General features: G+C 58.2%; 21 protein-coding genes. 14 read left to right on the top strand and 7 right to left on the bottom strand.

Features of this window, described 5'->3' with window-relative positions; translation table 11 throughout:
* Positions 1-347: 347 nt before the first annotated feature.
* The 5 genes from FBY01_RS21945 to FBY01_RS21925 all read left to right on the top strand — a co-directional run bounded on the left by FBY01_RS21945 (position 348) and on the right by FBY01_RS21925 (position 3,107).
* Complete coding sequence (locus FBY01_RS21945) at positions 348-551, top strand: hypothetical protein (RefSeq protein ID WP_077750139.1); 204 nt, start codon at positions 348-350, stop codon at positions 549-551.
* 57 nt (positions 552-608) lie between these two features.
* Positions 609-1,124, top strand: coding sequence for a DoxX family protein (locus FBY01_RS21940; RefSeq protein ID WP_102595340.1), 516 nt, complete (start codon positions 609-611; stop codon positions 1,122-1,124).
* Positions 1,125-1,177: 53 nt separating this feature from the next.
* Positions 1,178-1,801 (top strand): glutathione S-transferase family protein, encoded by a 624-nt coding sequence (locus tag FBY01_RS21935; protein ID WP_010459543.1) that lies wholly within the window; start codon positions 1,178-1,180, stop codon positions 1,799-1,801.
* 37 nt (positions 1,802-1,838) lie between these two features.
* Positions 1,839-2,537: a dienelactone hydrolase family protein gene (locus FBY01_RS21930; RefSeq protein ID WP_010459541.1), complete on the top strand. Its 699-nt coding sequence runs from the start codon at positions 1,839-1,841 to the stop codon at positions 2,535-2,537.
* 201 nt (positions 2,538-2,738) lie between these two features.
* Positions 2,739-3,107 (top strand): hypothetical protein, encoded by a 369-nt coding sequence (locus FBY01_RS21925; RefSeq protein WP_145309330.1) that lies wholly within the window; start codon positions 2,739-2,741, stop codon positions 3,105-3,107.
* Positions 3,108-3,158: 51 nt separating this feature from the next.
* On the opposite strand, the gene FBY01_RS21920 is transcribed toward FBY01_RS21925, so the two are convergent.
* Complete coding sequence (locus FBY01_RS21920; protein ID WP_145309332.1) at positions 3,159-3,779, bottom strand: cell wall hydrolase; 621 nt, start codon at positions 3,777-3,779, stop codon at positions 3,159-3,161.
* Positions 3,780-3,945: 166 nt separating this feature from the next.
* Between FBY01_RS21920 and FBY01_RS21915 the strand changes: the two genes are divergently transcribed.
* Entirely contained in the window at positions 3,946-4,797 is an 852-nt protein-coding gene (locus FBY01_RS21915) for a CAP domain-containing protein (RefSeq protein ID WP_010459535.1), read from the top strand.
* Positions 4,798-4,828: 31 nt separating this feature from the next.
* Here FBY01_RS21915 and FBY01_RS21910 read toward each other — a convergent pair whose 3' ends face one another.
* Positions 4,829-5,065: a hypothetical protein gene (locus FBY01_RS21910; protein ID WP_010459533.1), complete on the bottom strand. Its 237-nt coding sequence runs from the start codon at positions 5,063-5,065 to the stop codon at positions 4,829-4,831.
* A 243-nt stretch (positions 5,066-5,308) separates the two neighbouring features.
* Here FBY01_RS21910 and FBY01_RS21905 point away from each other — a divergent pair, with 243 nt between their 5' ends.
* Positions 5,309-7,072, top strand: a complete 1,764-nt coding sequence (locus FBY01_RS21905; RefSeq protein WP_010459532.1) for an L-lactate permease — start codon at positions 5,309-5,311, stop codon at positions 7,070-7,072.
* Positions 7,073-7,131: 59 nt separating this feature from the next.
* On the opposite strand, the gene FBY01_RS21900 is transcribed toward FBY01_RS21905, so the two are convergent.
* Positions 7,132-8,010: a LysR substrate-binding domain-containing protein gene (locus tag FBY01_RS21900; protein WP_010459531.1), complete on the bottom strand. Its 879-nt coding sequence runs from the start codon at positions 8,008-8,010 to the stop codon at positions 7,132-7,134.
* Positions 8,011-8,111: 101 nt separating this feature from the next.
* Between FBY01_RS21900 and FBY01_RS21895 the strand changes: the two genes are divergently transcribed.
* Positions 8,112-8,525, top strand: coding sequence for an ester cyclase (locus tag FBY01_RS21895; RefSeq protein ID WP_145309334.1), 414 nt, complete (start codon positions 8,112-8,114; stop codon positions 8,523-8,525).
* Between the two features lie 175 nt (positions 8,526-8,700).
* Positions 8,701-8,964, top strand: coding sequence for a DUF2790 domain-containing protein (locus FBY01_RS21890; protein WP_010459529.1), 264 nt, complete (start codon positions 8,701-8,703; stop codon positions 8,962-8,964).
* Between the two features lie 953 nt (positions 8,965-9,917).
* On the opposite strand, the gene FBY01_RS21885 is transcribed toward FBY01_RS21890, so the two are convergent.
* Positions 9,918-10,277: a DUF6124 family protein gene (locus FBY01_RS21885; protein WP_010459527.1), complete on the bottom strand. Its 360-nt coding sequence runs from the start codon at positions 10,275-10,277 to the stop codon at positions 9,918-9,920.
* A 477-nt stretch (positions 10,278-10,754) separates the two neighbouring features.
* Positions 10,755-11,702, bottom strand: coding sequence for a DMT family transporter (locus tag FBY01_RS21880; protein ID WP_145309336.1), 948 nt, complete (start codon positions 11,700-11,702; stop codon positions 10,755-10,757).
* A gap of 143 nt (positions 11,703-11,845) precedes the next feature.
* Between FBY01_RS21880 and FBY01_RS21875 the strand changes: the two genes are divergently transcribed.
* Both FBY01_RS21875 and yghX read left to right on the top strand, forming a co-directional pair.
* Entirely contained in the window at positions 11,846-12,691 is an 846-nt protein-coding gene (locus FBY01_RS21875) for a LysR family transcriptional regulator (protein WP_145309338.1), read from the top strand.
* A gap of 59 nt (positions 12,692-12,750) precedes the next feature.
* On the top strand, positions 12,751-13,638 hold the full coding sequence (yghX, locus tag FBY01_RS21870) for a YghX family hydrolase (protein ID WP_010459524.1): 888 nt from the start codon (positions 12,751-12,753) through the stop codon (positions 13,636-13,638).
* Positions 13,639-13,841: 203 nt separating this feature from the next.
* Here yghX and FBY01_RS21865 read toward each other — a convergent pair whose 3' ends face one another.
* Entirely contained in the window at positions 13,842-14,630 is a 789-nt protein-coding gene (locus tag FBY01_RS21865) for a DeoR/GlpR family DNA-binding transcription regulator (protein WP_010459523.1), read from the bottom strand.
* Between the two features lie 113 nt (positions 14,631-14,743).
* Between FBY01_RS21865 and FBY01_RS21860 the strand changes: the two genes are divergently transcribed.
* Positions 14,744-15,625 (top strand): serine hydrolase, encoded by an 882-nt coding sequence (locus FBY01_RS21860; protein WP_145309340.1) that lies wholly within the window; start codon positions 14,744-14,746, stop codon positions 15,623-15,625.
* Between the two features lie 276 nt (positions 15,626-15,901).
* Here FBY01_RS21860 and FBY01_RS21855 read toward each other — a convergent pair whose 3' ends face one another.
* On the bottom strand, positions 15,902-16,570 hold the full coding sequence (locus FBY01_RS21855; RefSeq protein WP_145309343.1) for an ATPase: 669 nt from the start codon (positions 16,568-16,570) through the stop codon (positions 15,902-15,904).
* A gap of 332 nt (positions 16,571-16,902) precedes the next feature.
* Between FBY01_RS21855 and FBY01_RS21850 the strand changes: the two genes are divergently transcribed.
* Positions 16,903-18,579 carry an MFS transporter gene (locus FBY01_RS21850; protein WP_145309345.1) on the top strand — a complete coding sequence of 559 codons (1,677 nt, stop codon included), beginning with the start codon at positions 16,903-16,905 and terminating at the stop codon, positions 18,577-18,579.
* Positions 18,580-18,751: 172 nt separating this feature from the next.
* On the top strand, positions 18,752-19,177 hold the full coding sequence (locus FBY01_RS21845) for a hypothetical protein (protein WP_145309347.1): 426 nt from the start codon (positions 18,752-18,754) through the stop codon (positions 19,175-19,177).
* Positions 19,178-19,323: the final 146 nt, after the last annotated feature.

Genomic DNA, 19,323 nt, shown 5'->3' with positions numbered 1-19,323 from the left:
CTCCCACGGTCTGTACTGGTTAGAGTCAGATGACGAGCTTTAGTCCCACCCACCCCTTCAAGTCTAAACATACAAGCGAGCCTGCTCGCGATAGCTGCCTGTCAGTCGACATTGATGGTGACTGACAGGCAGCTATCGCGAGCAGGCTCGCTCCCACAGGGGGGTTGCACAGGCTCAAGGTGTCGGGGCCGTGTATCGGAGTGTGTACAGACGCCCTTGCGACACACCCCATCCATAAAACCCCGCACCAAAGACACATCGCAGATACACCCGCTTGATGAACTGTGCGTGTCGATTGGCCAAGCCGATCAAAGCGCTCAACTCACTCAACGCTACGGAGTATCACCATGTTCAAGCTCTCGACTTCTTCCCTGACCCTCGGCCTGATCATCGCCGGTGGCCTGGCCCTGTCCAACGCGGCTTCGGCCTCCGAATCCGAAGCGTTCAGCATGAAACAACTGGCCCACGGCTACAGCCAAGCCCAGGCCGATACCGCGGAAAAACCGGCTGAAGGCAAATGTGGCGAAGGCAAGTGCGGCGCCGGCGAATAACCCTGTTTCGCGGGGCAACCGCTGCCCCGCCTTCCTGACTGAACGGAGATCACGCTCATGACCACCTCACTTTCATCGGCCGTGAAAGGCCTGCACCTAAACCTTGATCGTGCCGGCAGCTGGCTCGCGCCTTTGACGCTGCGGCTGTTCATTGCCTGGGAATTCTTCGAGTCGGGCCTGGAAAAATGGAACGGCGAGAACTGGTTCGCCGACATCCAGGACGCCTTCCCGTTTCCGTTTAACCACGTGCCGGCCACGCTGAACTGGGAACTGTCGATGTGGGCGGAGCTGATTTGCGCCCTGGCCATCCTGGTCGGCTTCGGAACGCGGGTGTCGGCCATCATTCTGATCGTCGTCACGATTGTCGCGACCGCTGCCGTTCACTGGCCGGCCGATTGGTCTACATTGAGTGAGCTTGCCCAGGGTTACGCCATCAGCAACAAGGGTCACGGCAACTTCAAGCTGCCGCTGATCTACCTCGCCGCCATGATGCCGTTGTTGCTCTCGGGTGCCGGCAAGCTCAGCCTGGATGCACTGTTGGCTCGATTCTTCTGGCGTCGCCATAACCGTTGACCGACCAGAGGCTCGGGCGCGTCCTCCACTCCCTTGAAAACGGAGCAATCGCCATGAGCCTCACTCTCTACGGTTTTGACGGCAGTACCTATGTGCGCACAGTGAAAATGCTGCTTGCGGAAAAAGACGCGGACTTCGACCAGGTGCAGGTCAATGTGATCAAAGGCGAGCCGCATCTGCCGGAACATTTGGTGCGGCACCCTTTCGGCAAGGTGCCCGTCATCGACCATGACGGCTTCCGGGTCATCGAAACCGGCGCGATCATCGCCTACCTGGACGAAGTCCTGCCCGGGCCGTCCATCACACCGGATAACGCCCACGACCGCGCTCGCACTCACATGGCCCAAGGCATCTACGATGCCTATGGCTATGGCAACCTGGTGCAAGTGTTCGGCTACCATCTTTTTCCTGACTTCATTGGCGGTCAGAATGAAGAGGCGCGCCGCAAAGGGATCGAACATTCGAAACGGGTGTTGCGCGAGCTGATGAAAATAAAAGGCACCGATCCATATATCGCCGGTCTTGAACCCAGTATCGGTGACTTTTACCTCGCACCGGGCTGCGCCTACATCGCGATGACGCCGGATGCGCCACAGGTGTTTTCGGTGGACGGTTTCGACGGATGGTGGAAACGTATGCAGTCTCTGCCAAGCTACAAGGCCACGCAGCCGAAATAAGCCTCAACCTCACTCACTTGCGTAGACAGGAGCCACCATGAGCGTAACCACCCAATGGATCGAGATCGACAGCGACGAAGGCACCTTCGGCGCTTACCTGGCGATTCCGCATACTCGCAAAGGTCCGGGGATCGTGCTGATCCAGGAGATCTTCGGCGTGAATGAACACATCCGCTCGGTGGCGGAGCAATACGCCGCCGATGGTTACCTGGTGATTGCGCCGGACCTGTTCTGGCGCAACGGCCACCGTATCGAACTGGGTTACGACGAAGCGGGCTGGAAACGCGCCGTCGAGCTGATGAACGCCACCGACATCGATAAGGCGCAGGACGACATCAAACTGGCCATCGAAGCGCTCGATGCGCAACCAGGCCTGGACGGCGGCATCGCTTCCATCGGTTATTGCTTCGGCGGCTTGCTGTCCTACCTCACCGCCACTAACGGCCTGGTGGATGTGGCCATCGCCTACTACGGTGGCGGCATCCAGAACCACCTGGACCGCGCCGATGAAATCGAGGTGCCGTTGCTGATGCACTTCGGTGAACAGGACAGCCACATTCCCCTGGAAGCGGTGGAGAAAATCGCCGAGCGTTTCGACAACAACGACAATGTGGAAATCGTCGTGTACCCGGAGGCCGAGCATGGCTTCAACTGCTCGCATCGCGACAGTTACAACCAGCGTGCAGCGGCTGAGGCCCATGGCAATACGTTGATCTTTCTGGGGCAGGAGTTGTAAAAACCGACGCCTATGCAAAAGGCACCTTCATCAAGCGATGAAGGTGCCTTTTTTCTGTGCCCATGATCGCCCCATCGGGCAAGTCGGGTCGCCACATCTTTCAGGTCTGGCAAACACCGTATGACCGGCATTGGCGGTTCGGCCCTTATCGATGCGTTGAATTACGCGAAGTTCTAGCCAGAAGTCATGGAGCAAAATCCAATGATAAAACTTCAAGCCGTTGTTAAGAGGGGCAATGCGATTGGAACCGTTTTACGGCCACACAGGCATGAGGATGGACATTACGTGGTCAGCATGACTCGATTCGAGAAGGACTATATCCGTGTCGCAAACCCGGATGAACTGCCTCTCTGGGTCGACAAAGGCTACAGCCTGCGAATGAGCAATCCTCATGTTTCCAATCACCGGTCACCCAGCCTTATTAGCCCTGCCTCAATCGAGATGCTCAGTGAAGGCACTTCGGGGGCTGATGGGGGTGCGCAACCGGTGTCCGGCACGTCATCATTAAAAATACTCGTTATGGGGTTAGGGGTCGTTGTGGTCATTGCAACCCTTCTCTACCTCTTCTGAGAAAGCTGCGTCACTCCTTCGCAAGGCGATATTCGACGTGGTTAGTGCCCCCTACTTCGCCGAACCATTATGCGGTTTATAAAACCGGAACATCCCGATTTCAGCGGTTTTGATGTACTCCTTGGCCCAGTCCGGTTTCACCGTGCGGTCATGAAAATACATCGCGCCACCGGTGCGATCCGGGAGCTGCTTGTTCAGCGCCTTGCGCGCGATTTCCTTGGCCAGGGCATATTGCGTCTCTTCCTGGACGGTGTCCGGGCGCCCGTCACACCACCACGAAAACTGGCAGCTCTTGGTCTCTGAACCTTGCTTGACCACCGCGCACACGGTGTCGGGGAAACCAGCGTGGCCGAGGCGGTTCATGACCACGTTGGCGACGGCGGCCATGTCGTCGGTGTCCTTGCCTTTGGCCTCCCAGTAGATGGAGCGGGCCATGCAGGTTATTGCATCGTCCAGCGGAGACTTGCCGGCGGGATCGACGGCCTGGACTTCGGATTGGGTGATCGCCTCGGATTTAGGCACCGGTACATCGGCGCTCTTGTCCGCGGCTTTTTGCTCAAGCACCTGAGCCTTGTCTTCAGCCACTTCTTTTTTTTGCTGCTGGTCGTCGGCAATAACCTGGCCTGCGACAAGGGTAACCACGAGAAACGCAACGGACCATTTGAAGGACATGATGGAGACACTCTGTTTGGCGTCGAGGGAAGCGCCCGTTTGGCGACTTGGCTTCAGTGTAGTAGCCAAATCATGTCAACCGCCGGACAACAAAGCGCAAAAAGGCATTGCGCGGCATGGGGTGGAATCGCGCATGATGGGCGCAGTCAATTCAAGGGAGATTTCCATGCGCGTCCTGTCATCCGCTCTGCGTTTTGCCGTGTTGCCACTGGGGTTGGTGTTCGCCGCCACTGCTGTGGCCAGCGAAGAAACGCAATTGGTCGAGTCGATCAACGTTTACCGCAGCCAGGTACAGCGTTGCGCCGGTCAGGCGTCATCGGTGTTGCCGCCGCTGACGAGCGATTCGCGCCTGAACCTGTCACCCAGCGGAGCTGTCGACTTGCAGCAGGCCATGGCTCAAGCGTCGTACCCGATGACCAACGTGCAAGCGATTATGTTGTCCGGACCGCGTGATGCACAGTCCGCCATGACGGCGATCAAGGAGAGCTTCTGCCAGGTCGTGCTGAACCCGCAATTCATCGACGTCGGTGTCAGCCACCAGGGTCGCGACTGGCGCATTGTGCTCGCGCGACCGCAATTGACCGCGCGCATGGGTGACGCCGCGGCTGAGGGCCAGAAGTTGCTGGGCTTGCTCAATACCGCCCGCGCCCAACCGCGCCAATGCGGCGGCCAACCGTTTGCCGCGACCACGCCGCTGGCCTGGAATGCGACGTTGGCGGCCGCGGCCGAAGCGCATACCCGGGCCATGGCGAATAACAATTTCTTCGACCACAAGGACCAGGACGGTCGCACACCGGGGGATCGCGCTGAACTGGCGGGATACACCTATCAGGAAATCGGCGAGAACATCGCTGCCGGGCAAGACACCCCGCGCAAGGTCGTCGATGGCTGGCTGGCCAGCCCCGGGCATTGCGCCAATCTGATGAACCCACAGTTCCGCGAACTGGGCGCGGCCTATGCGGTTGATCCAAAGAGTGACGCCGGGATTTACTGGACAGCCATGTTTGGTACGCAATAAAGGCGATGGTCAGAGCGGTGGTTCACCGCTCTTACAACGTGTGCTGGCGGTTACCGATGTCTTTGGCTTTTTCAACTGCCCAGGCCAAAGCGTCCTCCATGTCCAACAGATGCGGACGCGGGTCATTGTCCTCTTTTATGACCGAGCCATCCGGCCGGTAAACACCGATGAACATCTTCAGGGAGCCGTCCCTCAATATCTCGGCTTTCACGTCGATCCTGCATCCGTTGGATAGCGTTTCCTTGTGTTCCTCATGGCGTTCAGTCATCGCTGTCTCCCTCTCGTGGTGAATGGATCGGGCCAGAGCATTGGACGCGAAAGCCCTGATTCGGGGCTCGCGCCGTCATTCTTTCTGAGCGTAGTAGAAGATCGGCCGGGTCAGGACTGGCCACTGATACAAGGTATTAACGCCGACAAACCTCACAGGACAGCGGCGTAATGCCACCTATACTCCATGCCACCAACCCCGTCCGGGGCCTGCACTACCAACAATAAAAAGCAGAGGTGGAACATGGTCTGGCAGCAAATCTACGATCCCTTTGGTAACCCGGTGCTTTCAACCATCATGGCGGCGGTGCCGGTGGTGGTGATGCTGGCATCCCTGGCGTTTTTCCATATCAAGGCGCATCTGGCAGCCTTGCTGGCCCTTGGCTCGGCGCTGTTGATTGCCATTTTTGCCTTCGGCATGCCCGCGGACATGGCCGGCTCGGCGGCACTCTACGGCGCCGCCAACGGCCTGCTGCCGATTGGCTGGATTGTCCTCAACATCATCTTCCTGCACCGGCTGACCACCGAAAACGGTTCGTTCAAAGTGCTGCAGGATTCCCTTGCGCGCATCACCGACGATCGACGCCTGCAACTGCTGCTGATCGCCTTCTGCTTCGGCGCCTTCTTTGAAGGGGCTGCCGGGTTCGGCACGCCGGTGGCGGTGACCGGGGCGATTCTGATCGGCTTGGGCTTCTCGCCGCTGGCCGCCTCAGGCCTGGCGCTGATCGCCAACACCGCGCCCGTGGCGTTTGGTGCACTGGGCACGCCCATCATCACCTTGGCCAAGGTCACCGGCCTGGATGAAATGGAGCTGTCGATGATGGTCGGCCGGCAGTTGCCGTTCTTCTCGGTGCTCGTGCCGTTCTGGTTGATCTGGGCCTTTGCCGGCTGGCGCAAAATGCTGGAAATCTGGCCGGCCATTCTGGTAGCCGGGGTCAGTTTCGCCGTGCCGCAGTTTCTGGTGTCCAACTACCACGGGCCGATGCTGGTGGACGTGATCGCCGCGCTGATCTCCATGGCGTGCCTGACCGGTTTCCTCAAGGTCTGGAAACCGGCCACGATCCACACCTCGGCGGCCTTGACTGGGCATGTCGACAACTCGAAGATCGACGAGGAGCATCAGCAAAAACCCGAGGCCAGCGGGACCTTCGCCAGTGATGCCAAACCGGCGGTGATGCGCGCCTGGATGCCGTGGATCATCCTCACCGTGTTTGTGTTCGCCTGGGGCACCCAGGGCTTCAAGAACATGTTCGATACCCGCCCGGCAATCGATCCGGCCACCAATTCGGCCAAGCTCGACCCTCAGGGCAAACCGGTGCGCGAAGCCAACCCGATCTTCGCCCCGATCGTGACCTTCACCACCATTCATCAGCAAATCGAAAAGGTGCCGCCCGTGGTGCCCGCGGCAAAAACCGAGGAAGCGGTCTACAAATTCACCTGGTTCACCAGCACCGGCAGCGGCATCCTCCTGGCGGCCATCGTCGGCGGCCTGCTGATGGGCTATTCCATCCCGCAACTGGCCCGCCAATACCTGCGAACGCTGTGGGTGGTGCGTTACTCACTCATCACCATCGTGGCCATGCTTGCGCTCGGTTTCCTCACGCGCTACTCGGGCCTCGACGCCACCATGGGCCTGGCCTTCGCCGCGACCGGCATCTTCTACCCCATGTTCGGCACCCTCCTGGGCTGGCTCGGCGTGGCGTTGACCGGCTCCGACACCGCCTCCAACGTGCTGTTCGGCGGCTTGCAACGAGTGACCGCCGAGCAACTGGGCATCAGCCCGGTGCTGATGGCCGCAGCCAACAGTTCCGGTGGGGTCATGGGCAAAATGGTCGACGCCCAGTCGATCGTGGTCGCGTCCACGGCGACTCGCTGGTACGGGCATGAAGGGGAGATTCTGCGATATGTGTTCTTCCACTCGATTGTGCTGGCGATCTTGGTCGGTGGGTTGGTGACGTTGCAGGCTTATGTGGCGCCGTTCAGCAGTATGGTGGTGGGCGGACACTAGACGTCAAAAGGTCCCAGACCCGGGCGAGTCGCCCGGGTCAGGGCTTGATAACGCGCGGATCAAGTCAGACGGCCGCCCGACATCAACCCCTCGGTCAGCAACGACACCAACGGCTGCACCAGATGCTGAGTCCGAACATCATCACCAATCACCGCCACCTCGGTGCTGGGTAAAGTCGGCAACTTCTGCGACGGTTCCAGTATGCGCATCCCTTCCTGCAAAAATGACGTTCCCAACGCCGTAATCCCCAACCCCCCCGCAACCGCCGCCTGCACCCCCATCAAATTGCTGGCCAGGCACGCGGATGCCCATTCCCGCCCGACCGTGGCCAGGGCTTCGATCATGATGGCGCGGTACGCACAGGGCGGCCGCATCATCACCAACCGCACCGGTTTCGACGATTCGATTTGGTAATCCTTCGCGGCAATCCACACCAGCGGCTCACGCCAGATGACTCGGCCTCGCGTGGTGCCGGAGCTGAATTTTCGCTTGGAAATAACCACGTCCAGTAGCCCGGCTTCGTAGTCGGTGAGCAGGTCGTCGCTCAAGCCTGTGGTGAGTTCGAGTTGAATGTCTGGATACAACTGGGTGAAGCGCGACAGCAGCTTGGGCAGCTGGGTCGGCACGAGGTTTTCCGAGATCCCCAGGCGCAGCAGGGTGACGGTCGCCGGCGCCTTGATGTCCCGCATGAAGGTGTCGAAATGCACCATCATTCGGCGTGCGCCTGCCAGCAGTCGCTCGCCGTCCGGGGTCAGGGTCAGGGCGCGGCTGGTGCGTTCGAAGACACGAAAACCAAGCACCTCCTCCAGCCGGATGATCTTCTGGCTCACTGCCGATTGCGACCGCGCGATCACCTCGGCAGCAGCAGTGAAACTGCCGGTCTCCGCCACGGCGATAAACGCCCGAAGCAGGTCGATCTCAAGGTCGCTGGCTTGCATGATGGATTCGCCTTTCTACTGAATGCCATTAAATTTATGCGTTTGTGTTCTAGATAGCAATTGCCGAACATCGTACTCAATCCAATACGAGGCGTTCGAAAATGGCAGTCAATAAAGCAGTAGATATTGTTGAAAGTTTCTGGCGCGAAGTCTGGCAAGCCAAGGACCCGCAAGCCGCAGCGCGCTTTGTAGCCGAAGACTTTGTGATCACGTCTGGCGGGATGGATATCGTCGGCCGCGATGCCTTTATTCAATGGATCGGTGTCTTTCTGTCGAAGATCGAAGACTTCGAATTCAGCAGTATCGAGACGTTTCAGAACGCCGAAGGCACTCGCGTCGCTTCCCGCTGGAAACTGGCCGGAAAGAACCAGGGCTTTATTGGTGGCCGCACGTGTAACAGCCCCTTTGAAATGCTCGGCACTGCGGTCTGGGAAGTTCGACCGGACGGGCTGCTGGCGCATAACTGGGTTGAGCGTAATTCGCTGGAAGTTCATCGCGATTTGATCGGGCTCTGAGTAGCCAAGTTGAAGTGAAACATGAAGCCCGCAACTTTTTTCATATTGCTTCTGCAGATCCTGACTCCCCCACACGGTGCGCGTCCACCTGAAATTGTGATGGATGTCAGAAGTCTTCTGCAAGGGTCGGCGTTGCAGTATCCGCCGACCTATATGAAGTAACCGGAGACACACCATGAATACTCGTACTTTGTTCGCCAGTGCTGCTGTTGCCCTGGTAGTACTCACCCATAACGCGTTTGCAGACACGCCCAATGTACCCGCCAAGCCTTATCGCTATGGCATGCCGATCCACGTGGCGAAAGTCATTTCCCTTGAGGAGCCTCGTTCCGCCGATTGCGAAGTGGTCAGCGCCAAACTCACTTATCTGGACACCTCCGGAAATGTCGAGGCCTTTACCTACTTCAAAATGGCCCAGGCCTGTGAAGAGCAAAACTGAATGGGGGGCTGTACAACAAAAGCCGGATTGAACGGAAAGCCAATTGACCCGCTGTTGCATTGCATCAGCGGATCTTTTTTTACGACGAATTAATGAAGATCAGGCGCCGGCCACCAACACCTGCAACAAGCCACCCGCACCACCGCCAGCTCTGGACTGGGTCAACAGCAACAAACAATACGCGGCGATGATGCAGCTTGGTGGTGATCAAATAGTCATATGGGTGATCGTACTAACAGGTCATGATCAGGTCGTGTCCATACGGTTCCATCCTCCCTCAAAAAGTCGTCCAATAGAACCCCGACATTAACTTGCTTAATCTCCCAATATTCAAACTCCCTCAGCTCTCCCTTCCAGTGCATAACCACTTTAGTAGCAGTAGCAGATTTAAAACTGCCCTTATGGCTAGTAGGTGTTTGAACATCGATAGGGGTGTCGACGGTAATATTAGTGAACGAATCTTGTGAGTATGGCATTTCAATAGCTCCATCTATTCATAGAGGCTTCATCCTAAATCGACAACTGTTCAATATCACCTGTAAGAAATGACAGTTGTTTATAACTTTTCGACGTAACACCATTGAAATTATATTAGAAGCAGTCGCGACGCACTCTTCTGAGAAACGAGTTAAGTATGCCTGGCTAATAGCTTGAACGCTTCAACTTCCCCCCCCAATCACCAACCACTCCATCGACTACCCATTCCTGGTTGGCAGCATAACCGCTTTCTCACAACGCGCCCCTGTAGGAGCAAAACTTACTTGCGAAGGACGATAACGCGGCGTCCAGACTAATCACATCACGTACAAGCCCAAACGCCAGACAGCTAGCAGAAACACCAAGCACCGAGAAACCTGTGGTGAGAGAGGTTGCTCCCGCTAGACCGCGCAACGGCCCCAAAAAGGCACCGCTGCACAGCCCAACGTCCGCTACTTACTCACAGAAGACAGCACCTACTTAGGCAGATCGATCTTATCCAACACCCGATTCGCCGTGATCTCCGCCACCATGATGCTGTTGGAAATGCCCAGCAAAGCGTAGCGCGATTCCCCCTCTAAATGATCCACCAACTGATGGACCATCACGTCAACCGACGCCAGTATCTCGACCAAATAAACCGCCAGGGTTTCGACCGTAGTCTCAGGGTCTACGGAAAACAGGGTGCTGCGTGTTCGCGGGGTGGCTTTGATGTCGGCGTTCGATGGAAAGTGGTAATCGAGAGCCCGCTCGGCGGCCTCATTGAGCTTCTTTGAATCGGGTTCGTATGGGGAGGCCGGATCGGTGTCAGGCGGATTTGGTGAAGGCTTTATCATTTGCTGAGTGTCCTAATGGTGTGCCATCCCTCCTGCTGCTAAACGAAGAGGGTGGCAACTGCACGCAGGTTAGCAGACCGGGACACTCAGCAATCCGGCGCGCCCAAGGGCGCCCTACGTACAGCTACCATTAAGTACAGGCAATGAAATACCTGCATAACAGATGCACGTTCAGCCGAGATATCCCGGGCTGCTAAACCCGATCACTGATGGGCAGTGACACGAATCAAGTTACCGAGTGACCCCAAGGCGCACAAGCCGGCGGATTCTGGCGCAGCCGTAGGCAACGGCGCAAGGTTTTGTAGCTTTCAGGACGTAACCTTTGGAGGTTTTAAACAAAAAATCTGCGGCGATGTTTATTGACGTGGCGCGTGCTTCCCACACCAGACGAAACCTCGATAATCGACGAAGCATTTGAGCTGCCGAGTTCGAAAATCATGTAAGCCAAAACGCGATCTGTAGCAGCTGGCGGGGGGATCAGGCGGCCTTATCTGCCAGGCCAGTACGGACCTTCACCGCCGAAGATTGCCCCGCACCGAACACCAACCCCGAAGCAAACACCACCCCAAGAATCACGCCGCCCGCCCCCAGCAACTGCCACACATTGGGCAGCACACCGAGTATCGAGGACACCAGCATGGTGAACACAGGCGCCAGGTTGAAGAAGATCGACGTGCGCGCCGCACCGATCGCATGAATGCCTTTGAACCACAGCAAGTAGGCAATCAACGAACCACAGACCGCCAAGTAGAAAACCGCTCCATGCACAGACAGCGAAGCCGTACTGATCGAGGCCATCGGGCTTTCATAGATGAAGCCCAACACGATCAGGCCAATGACACCGAACAGCATCGAAAACGTGGTGGTTTCCAGCGGTGTCGAGTCTTTGACGAAGCGTCGGGTGCCGACCATGTTGGCTGCCCAGGCGATGCTGCCGGCCAGAATGATCGCGTCGCCGGTCGCCACTTTCAGCCCGAGCAGCACCTGGATATCCCCGCGCGTGATCACCAGTCCCACGCCCAGCAATCCCAGCACCAGCCCGATGGCGCGGCCGCGATCAATGCGTTCGCCTTCCAGCAGCACCGCGAAGATCATGGTCCACAGCGGCGTGGTCGCCAGGATCAGCGCGCCGTTGATGGGCGTGGTGGTTTGCAGGCCGAAGAAGGTCGCGAGGTTGAACGCGGTAAAGCCCAGCAGGCCCAGACCGATAAACGCGGCAAGATTGTTTTTCAGCGTGGTGAGGCGCAACTTGCCCGCTAGGCCGAAAATCAGCAACAGCAACAGGGTAGAAATGGCAAAGCGCTCAATGGACGCGCTGATCGGTGCCATGCTCTTGATGATATAGGCACCGGCATTGAAGTTGGTGCCCCAGAAAAACGTGGCGCCGACGATGCCGGCATACGCGAGAGGCGTTGATTTGGACATGGCTGTTTCCTCGTCAAGTCGTGCGATGAACACGCCGCACACGGCGCGCTTCAGACCTGCTTGTCAGGTGTAGAAGAATTCTTGCAGGCTTGGCGGTGGGGCAAAATTCCCCATTTATTCACCCTTCATGTGAGAAAACGCCCATGTTCGATTGGGAGGATCTTCGCTACTTCATCGTCTTCGCCCACGAGCAGTCGTTGTCGGCGGCGGCGCGCAAGCTCAAGGTCGACCACGCCACCGTGGCGCGGCGCATCAGCGCGCTGGAGAGTTCGCTGAACCTCAAGCTGGTGGACCGGCGCCCTCGTTCCTATGTCATCACCGAGGACGGCGAGCGAATTGCCCAGCTCGGGCAGCGCATGGAAAGCGAGTCCTTCGCGGTGCAACGCTCGGCGCTCGCCGGGCAGGAAAGCTTTACCGGCGAAGTCACCGTCAGTGCCCCGCCCGCCCTGGCCTGCGCGTTGATAGCGCCGCGGATCAAGGCGTTGTGCACCCTGCATCCGCAACTGTCTGTGCAGTTGATCGGCAGTCTCGACAGCGCTTCGTTGTCGCGGCGCGAAGCCGATATTGCCGTGCGCCTGAGCCGCCCCAAGGAGCCGGACCTGGTGGCGCGCAAGGTGGCGACGGTGCAGTTTCACCTGTACGGCTCGGCAGATTACTTGTCCAAGACCGCCCCGGAAGATCTGGCGTTCATCGCTTACGACCAGACCATGGAGCAAACCCCGCAACAGATCTGGCTCAAGCAACAAGCGGGGGATCGGCCGATCCTGCTGCGCAGCAATGATCTGAACATCCAGGCAACCATTGCCCAGGCAGGCGCCGGCGTTGCGGCACTGCCGTACTTCCTTGGCGAGCACTACGGATTGCAAGCGATGGAGACCGTGGGCGCGGGGCTGGCGCGTGAAGTGTGGCTGGTGGTCCACAGCGACATCCGGCACACCCCGTCGGTGCAGGCGGTGATGAGTTTCCTCGCGTCCTGTTTCGAAAACTGAGTCAGTGCGCCAAACGCTGCTTTACTGATTCAGATCCTGAACCAACGGGAAGTGCCCCCATGGAACGTCTCACCGCCAAAGACTTCGCCCCGGAACTGCTGGAGCTCTACGACTACTACGCCCACGGCAAGATCAACCGGCGCGAGTTTCTTGATCGAGCAGCGCTGTTCACCCTGGGCGGTTTGACAGCCAGCGCCCTCCTCGCCTCCCTGAGCCCGAACTACGCGCTCGCCGAGCAGGTTGAATTCACCGACCCGGACATCCTCCCCGAGTACATTTCCTATCCCTCACCCAAGGGCCACGGCAATGTCCGCGGCTATCTGGTGCGCCCGGCCAAAGCCACCGGCAAGGTGCCGGCGGTGTTGGTCGTGCATGAAAACCGTGGGCTCAACCCTTACATCGAGGACGTCGCCCGGCGCGTTGCCAAAGCGGGGTTTATTGCCCTCGCACCCGATGGCCTGAGTTCGGTGGGCGGCTATCCGGGCAACGATGAAAAAGGCAAGGAGTTACAAGCGACTGTCGATCCGGAAAAGCTGATGAATGACTTTTTCGCCGCCATTGACTGGTTGATGAAAAATGACAAGACCACGGGGAAGGTCGGCATCACCGGGTTCTGCTATGGCGGCGGCGTCTCCAATGCGGCGGCGGTGGCCTACCCGGAACTGGCGGCGGCCGTGCCCTTTTATGGCCGTCAGCCAAAGGCTGAGGATGTGCCGAAAATCAAGGCGCCGCTGCTGTTGCATTACGGCGAACTGGACAAGGGCATCAATGAAGGATGGCCGGCGTATGAGAAAGCGTTGAAAGCGTCGGGCAAAACTTACGAGGCATTCATTTACGCAGGCTGCAATCACGGTTTTCATAACGATTCCACGCCTCGCTACGATGAAGCCGCCGCGAAGCTCGCGTGGGACAGGACCGTGGCCTGGTTCAACAAATACCTGGTTTAGGCTGCTGTTTGCAGGTGTGGGCTACACCGTTATCAATTGCTTCGATCTTTTAAATCATGAAGCCGAATTTCTTATTTTTCAGCGGCGAGTTCAGGATGGCGCCACTTCTGATCATTCGGGCGAAAGCTTCATGAACATCAATTTTGCGTTTGCGTGCTTGATCGTGGTGTCGTTTGCGATTGCCCTGGGGCATGGCTGATCGCTCAGGCGTGCGCTTGCACCACTTCGATTCCCAGCTTGCGATAGTCGTCGATGTCGCCTGACGCCACGTGACGCTCGGTAATCAGGGTGTGCAAACGTGAGCACGGCACGACGATGTACGGTTCCACCGCACCCAATTTGTCCGCCGTGGTGACGGCGATCACTTGAGAGGCACTGTCAAACAGCGCCTGCTTCACTGGCACCTCATCAAAATGCAGCGAGCTGATGCCGACCTCCGGATGAATCGCACAAACCCCGGTAAACAGCACGTCAGCCTTGATGCCCTGCAACAAGCGCACGGTCTCGTGACCGCTGACCGACATCGTCGCCAGGTTAAGTTGCCCACCCGCCAGAATCACCTTGATGCCTGGGTATTCCGCGAGGGTAATCGCGGTTAACGGCGATGTGGTGATGGCCGTGATGGAAATAGTCGAAGGCAAGGACCGGGCGATCTGCAGCGTGGTACTCCCCGAATCGAACATCACGATCTGACCATCCCGGACGTGTCGCGCGGCAAGTTGCGCGAGGTGCACTTTCACCTCGTCGGTTTCACCTACCCGAGTGAGGAAATCCTTGCCCGTATCCTTGGGCCGAGGCAGCGCGCCACCGTGCACGCGTTGCACCAGACCGGCGCTGTGCAGCTCCGACAGGTCGCGGCGAATGGTGTCTTCCGAAACGGCGAAATGCTGGCTCAATTCAGAGGCCATGACCTTGCCGTCGCGCTCGAGGATCAGGAGGATTTTTTGCCGGCGCACGGAAGGAAGCTCGGTGGCCGAATGCTGATCTTGCATGTTTATGCCTGAATTTGCGTGTTTGTGCGAGATTAGCCAAACCGTTGCGTAAACACAATCGCGGTTTTGTTTTCTGGCAAACTCCCCGGCGTCTCCCCCAGAGCAGTCAGCCCATGCCCTTCGCCCTTGTCTCAAACGGTTCACTCCTCACGCCTGAGCAGCCCGACGTAACCGTGCCCTGGTGGAGTTTCACCAAGACGGTTCTCGCCGCCGCAGCGTTGTCGCTGGTGCGTGATGGATTGATCGGTCTGGATGAGGGTGTGCCGGAAGGCCCGTTCACGTTGCGTCAACTGCTGCGGCATGAAGCCGGATTGGCGGATTACAGTGAACTCGCCGATTACCACACCGCCGTCGCGCGCCATGAGACACCGTGGTCAGCCGCTGAAATGCTGCAGCGTCTTGATGCGACCAGGTTACGTTATGCACCCGGAGACGGCTGGCGATACTCGAACGTCGGCTACTTGTTCATCGCCAGGCTCATTGCGCGCGTCACCGGGCTGAGACTTGAAGAAGCGCTGACGCAACGCGTGTTTGCCCCGCTCGGTTTATCGCGCATCCGCCTCGCCACGACCCGCGCCGATCTGGCGTACGTCAACATGGGAGCGGCTTCGACTTACGACCCGGGCTGGGTTTATCACGGTTTGCTGGTCGGCCCGCTTGTTGAAGCGGCCCTGTGTCTGGATCGTCTATTGGACGGGCATCTGTTGCCGCAATCACTGCTGCGGGAGATGCAAACGGTACGCACGCTGGGCGGACCGATCGCTGGGCGTCCCTGGGTTGTCCCGGGATACGGCCTCGGTCTGATGCAGGGCACGGTGGAAAGTGGCCTGACCTTGAGTGGTCACACGGGAGTCGGACCGGGCAGCATCATTGCGGTTTACCGCTGCATTGATGGAAACCGCACGGCGAGTTGCGCGGTTTTTGATGAAAGCGGCAACGAAGGGGCTGTGGAGGCCGAGGTCGTGCGCCACCTGATATGCGCGGCACTTGAATAAACCTGAAAATCACCTGACCGCCCATCCTCAAAAAAGGAGCGTTGAGACCTCGATACGTTGAACTCACCAATATCCTGTGGCGAGGGAGCTTGCTCCCGCTGGGGTGCGAAGCGGCCCCAAAATCCGCAACCCGGATCATTCAGATAAACCGCGTGCACTGGATTTACGACGGCTGCGCAGCCGAACGGGAGCAAGCTCCCTTGCCACAGGTACAGAAGCGGTCACACCTCAATGTGTGGAATTCACAAGTAAGTTATTGATCACGTTGAATGTGCATCAGTAACTGGCGACTTGCGCCCCATTACCAGACGTCACCAACGCCTTCAACGACGCATCAAACTGCTTCAACGCATTCACCTGCACCGCATTTTGCTGGTCGATTTGCGCAGCAATTTCCGGGGCAGCTTTGCCATGCACCCACACCGAAGGCATCTGCTGCTCACGTGAGCCTTCAGCCTTGCCGATGTATTGCAGGTTCGAGTCGTAGAACTTGGCGAGGAATCGCGCTTCGACCTGGTTGTTGCGCTTGGACACCAGACGGTTGTAGGTGTCGAGCATCACCACCACATCGGGATGGGCTTGCACCAGGGCGTCGAGATTGTCGTAGACGGTCACCGAAGCAAATTGTTTTTGCAGCGATCCCATCAGCCAGTTGATCGCCCGCTTCGGATCGGAGCTGTTGACGAAGGCGCTGCTGATGCGCGAATCCAGCGCCGGGTTCTTCGCCCCATTCAGCGCGACCGAATGGTACTGCTCAAGGTATTCGATCGTGTTGAGGGTGTTTTCGCTGTAGAGCACGCCCACCGATTGAGTGTGCTGCAAGCTGGCGGGGCTGTCGCCCATCGGCAGGAAATGGCAGGACGGGTCGGCCGCGTAGGCCGGCACGGTGGCGGCAACACTGCCGGTCAATACGGAGACAAGGGCCAGCAAGGTAGAGATTCTCATCGCGCAGGTTCCTTCAGAGGCGACTTTGGTATGACGCTATCCTCCTCTCATGACAAAAAAACAGAACTTGCATTCCTTGATGGTGATTATTGATTAAACGAATGGTTGCGTACCGAGGCGTCAGGCGTGACTCCCTGGGGTGAGAAGTGACGTCGAGTGGATATCTGCGTGAAGCCGATTATGCTTCAAGAAACCTTGCAGCGATGCGAGGCCGTCAACCTGTGTGCATGCTTCGTGCAATCCGTAATCCGACGACATCAGCCCAAGGGCCTGGGTGCGGCAAAGAGGTAACAAGGTACTCCGGCCTATAACAAGAACGACGGAGAAGACTCATGGCCGCAATCGACAACATCTCCACGGGCAGCGCGCCCCAACGCGGTATAACCAAGGAGGAGCGCAAGGTCATTTTTGCCTCGTCCCTGGGCACCGTGTTCGAGTGGTACGACTTCTACCTTTACGGCTCCCTGGCCGCGATCATCGCCAAGCATTTTTTTGCCGGGGTCAATGAGACAACGTCCTTCATCTTTGCGCTGCTCGCGTTCGCTGCAGGTTTCGCGGTGCGTCCCTTCGGCGCCATCGTGTTCGGGCGCCTGGGTGACATGATCGGGCGCAAGCACACGTTCCTCATCACCATTGTGATCATGGGTGTCTCCACCGCCGTCGTCGGTTTTCTGCCCGGCTACGCGACCATTGGCGTGGCGGCGCCGATCATCCTGATCACCTTGCGCCTGTTGCAAGGCCTGGCGCTGGGCGGTGAGTACGGTGGCGCGGCGACCTACGTCGCGGAGCATGCGCCGAAAGGCAAACGCGGTTATTTCACCTCATGGATTCAAACCACCGCGACCCTGGGCCTGTTCCTTTCGCTGCTGGTGATCCTTGCTTGCCGGACGATCCTGGGCAACGAAGCTTTCGAGGCCTGGGGCTGGCGGATTCCGTTTCTGCTGTCGATCCTGCTGCTGATTGTGTCGGTGTACATCCGCTTGCAGCTCAGCGAATCACCGGTATTCGTGAAAATGAAGGCTGAGGGCAAGTCTTCCAAGGCGCCGCTGACCGAATCCTTCGCCCGCTGGGATAACCTGAAAATCGTGATCATGGCCCTGCTCGGCGGTACGGCCGGCCAAGCCGTCGTCTGGTACACCGGGCAGTTTTACGCGCTGTTCTTCCTGCTGCAGACACTGAAGATCGACGCGCAGACGGCTAACCTGCTGATTGCTGGCTCGCTGCTGATCGGCACGCCGTTCTTCGTCATCTTCGGCAGCCTGTCCGACCGTATCGGCCGCAAAGGCATCATCATGGCCGGCTGCATCCTCGCAGCATTGACCTACTTCCCGATCTTCCATGCGTTGACTCAGTACGGTAACCCCGACGTATTCATCGCGCAGGAGAAGAACCCGGTCACGGTGATCGCCGATCCCGACCAGTGCTCGTTCCAGTTCGACCCGGTCGGCAAGGCCAAATTCACCAGTTCCTGCGACCTCGCCAAGACCGTGCTGGCCAAACGGGCCATCCCCTACAAGAACGAAAAGGCTGAACCGGGCACGGTCGCGCAGGTGCGCATCGGCGATAAAGTGCTTCAGAGTTTCGAGGGCACCGGCATGCCGGCCGCCGACTTCAAGGCCAAGAACGACGCGTTCACCGCCACTCTCGGCACCGCCCTCAAAGAAGCCGGTTACCCCGAGAAAGCCGACCCGGCCAAGACCAACTACCCGATGGTGCTGTTGCTTCTGACCATCCTCGTGATCTACGTGACCATGGTCTACGGTCCGATTGCCGCCTGGCTGGTGGAACTGTTCCCGGCGCGCATCCGCTACACCTCGATGTCGCTGCCCTACCACATCGGCAACGGCTGGTTCGGCGGCTTCCTGCCGACGGTGGCGTTCGCCATGGTCGCGGCCACGGGTGATATCTACTACGGCCTCTGGTACCCGATTGTCATCGCCGTGATGACCGCCGTCCTGGGCATATTCTTCATGCCGGAAACCAAGGATCGGGAGATTCATCACACATAAAACGGACACCTGCCCTCTCGTGAGCGAGAGGGCAGCCCTTTTTACTGCGTGCTGATGGATTAAATGCCGTCGCGGCTCAAAAACGAATTGAACCCCACGCCTCATCGTGTTTTCGAAACTCCATAAGCGCCGATCTTTGATCACGAGCAGCGCCATTGGAGAGGAATTCCCGATGAACCGTAGACTGCTGTTTCTGTTCGCCAGCCTGAGCCCTACGCTGGTATTCGCTGAAGGCTGTGACGTCCTGACCCGATCCCAAAGCCCTTCCATTCCGGTGGTCGAGTCCCATAGTTGCTATGAGTACGAAGGCATGCCGGTAAATGCCATCGATTGGTCATGCAGCAACGAGAGCAAGGACATGCTCACCAGCACCAAGAAAAAAGTCGACCAGTGCGACGATCATTATCAGGCCTCCTGCATCGCGACCCTGACCCAGGAATCCCTGGCCAACCCTCACTCCACCAGCAAGGACAAGAACAGCAAGTCGCTGAACATCCCCGACAACGCCCAGGTCACCACGTATTACTACGGTGCGGAACACTTGGCCCAATCGAAGACTGATTGCGAATCGGGCGGTGGACACTGGAAAGCGAAATGATGCCACTGGCTGATACGTCGCCGTTACATCGCACGATTCGCTGTATCCGCGGTGTTACCTTACCGACCGTGTTGTCACTTCTGCGGTGCCCGGCGGGCCAATAGAGTATTGGCTTCGGTGTGTTGGCCGGGTCGAGAACGTCTTGA

Origin of the sequence: Pseudomonas sp. SJZ077 (assembly GCF_007993905.1) — a bacterium.
Classification (GTDB): Bacteria; Pseudomonadota; Gammaproteobacteria; order Pseudomonadales; family Pseudomonadaceae; genus Aquipseudomonas; species Aquipseudomonas mandelii.
Note: the sequence above shows the minus strand (reverse complement) of the source record. Positions and strands in the feature narration are given on the sequence as shown.

Coding starts and splice junctions, on each gene's coding strand:
- FBY01_RS21945 (WP_077750139.1), top strand. CDS start 348: ATGTTCAAGCTCTCGACTTCTTCCCTGACCCTCGGCCTGATCATCGCC.
- FBY01_RS21940 (WP_102595340.1), top strand. CDS start 609: ATGACCACCTCACTTTCATCGGCCGTGAAAGGCCTGCACCTAAACCTT.
- FBY01_RS21935 (WP_010459543.1), top strand. CDS start 1,178: ATGAGCCTCACTCTCTACGGTTTTGACGGCAGTACCTATGTGCGCACA.
- FBY01_RS21930 (WP_010459541.1), top strand. CDS start 1,839: ATGAGCGTAACCACCCAATGGATCGAGATCGACAGCGACGAAGGCACC.
- FBY01_RS21925 (WP_145309330.1), top strand. CDS start 2,739: ATGATAAAACTTCAAGCCGTTGTTAAGAGGGGCAATGCGATTGGAACC.
- FBY01_RS21920 (WP_145309332.1), bottom strand. CDS start 3,779: ATGTCCTTCAAATGGTCCGTTGCGTTTCTCGTGGTTACCCTTGTCGCA.
- FBY01_RS21915 (WP_010459535.1), top strand. CDS start 3,946: ATGCGCGTCCTGTCATCCGCTCTGCGTTTTGCCGTGTTGCCACTGGGG.
- FBY01_RS21910 (WP_010459533.1), bottom strand. CDS start 5,065: ATGACTGAACGCCATGAGGAACACAAGGAAACGCTATCCAACGGATGC.
- FBY01_RS21905 (WP_010459532.1), top strand. CDS start 5,309: ATGGTCTGGCAGCAAATCTACGATCCCTTTGGTAACCCGGTGCTTTCA.
- FBY01_RS21900 (WP_010459531.1), bottom strand. CDS start 8,010: ATGCAAGCCAGCGACCTTGAGATCGACCTGCTTCGGGCGTTTATCGCC.
- FBY01_RS21895 (WP_145309334.1), top strand. CDS start 8,112: ATGGCAGTCAATAAAGCAGTAGATATTGTTGAAAGTTTCTGGCGCGAA.
- FBY01_RS21890 (WP_010459529.1), top strand. CDS start 8,701: ATGAATACTCGTACTTTGTTCGCCAGTGCTGCTGTTGCCCTGGTAGTA.
- FBY01_RS21885 (WP_010459527.1), bottom strand. CDS start 10,277: ATGATAAAGCCTTCACCAAATCCGCCTGACACCGATCCGGCCTCCCCA.
- FBY01_RS21880 (WP_145309336.1), bottom strand. CDS start 11,702: ATGTCCAAATCAACGCCTCTCGCGTATGCCGGCATCGTCGGCGCCACG.
- FBY01_RS21875 (WP_145309338.1), top strand. CDS start 11,846: ATGTTCGATTGGGAGGATCTTCGCTACTTCATCGTCTTCGCCCACGAG.
- yghX (WP_010459524.1), top strand. CDS start 12,751: ATGGAACGTCTCACCGCCAAAGACTTCGCCCCGGAACTGCTGGAGCTC.
- FBY01_RS21865 (WP_010459523.1), bottom strand. CDS start 14,630: ATGCAAGATCAGCATTCGGCCACCGAGCTTCCTTCCGTGCGCCGGCAA.
- FBY01_RS21860 (WP_145309340.1), top strand. CDS start 14,744: ATGCCCTTCGCCCTTGTCTCAAACGGTTCACTCCTCACGCCTGAGCAG.
- FBY01_RS21855 (WP_145309343.1), bottom strand. CDS start 16,570: ATGAGAATCTCTACCTTGCTGGCCCTTGTCTCCGTATTGACCGGCAGT.
- FBY01_RS21850 (WP_145309345.1), top strand. CDS start 16,903: ATGGCCGCAATCGACAACATCTCCACGGGCAGCGCGCCCCAACGCGGT.
- FBY01_RS21845 (WP_145309347.1), top strand. CDS start 18,752: ATGAACCGTAGACTGCTGTTTCTGTTCGCCAGCCTGAGCCCTACGCTG.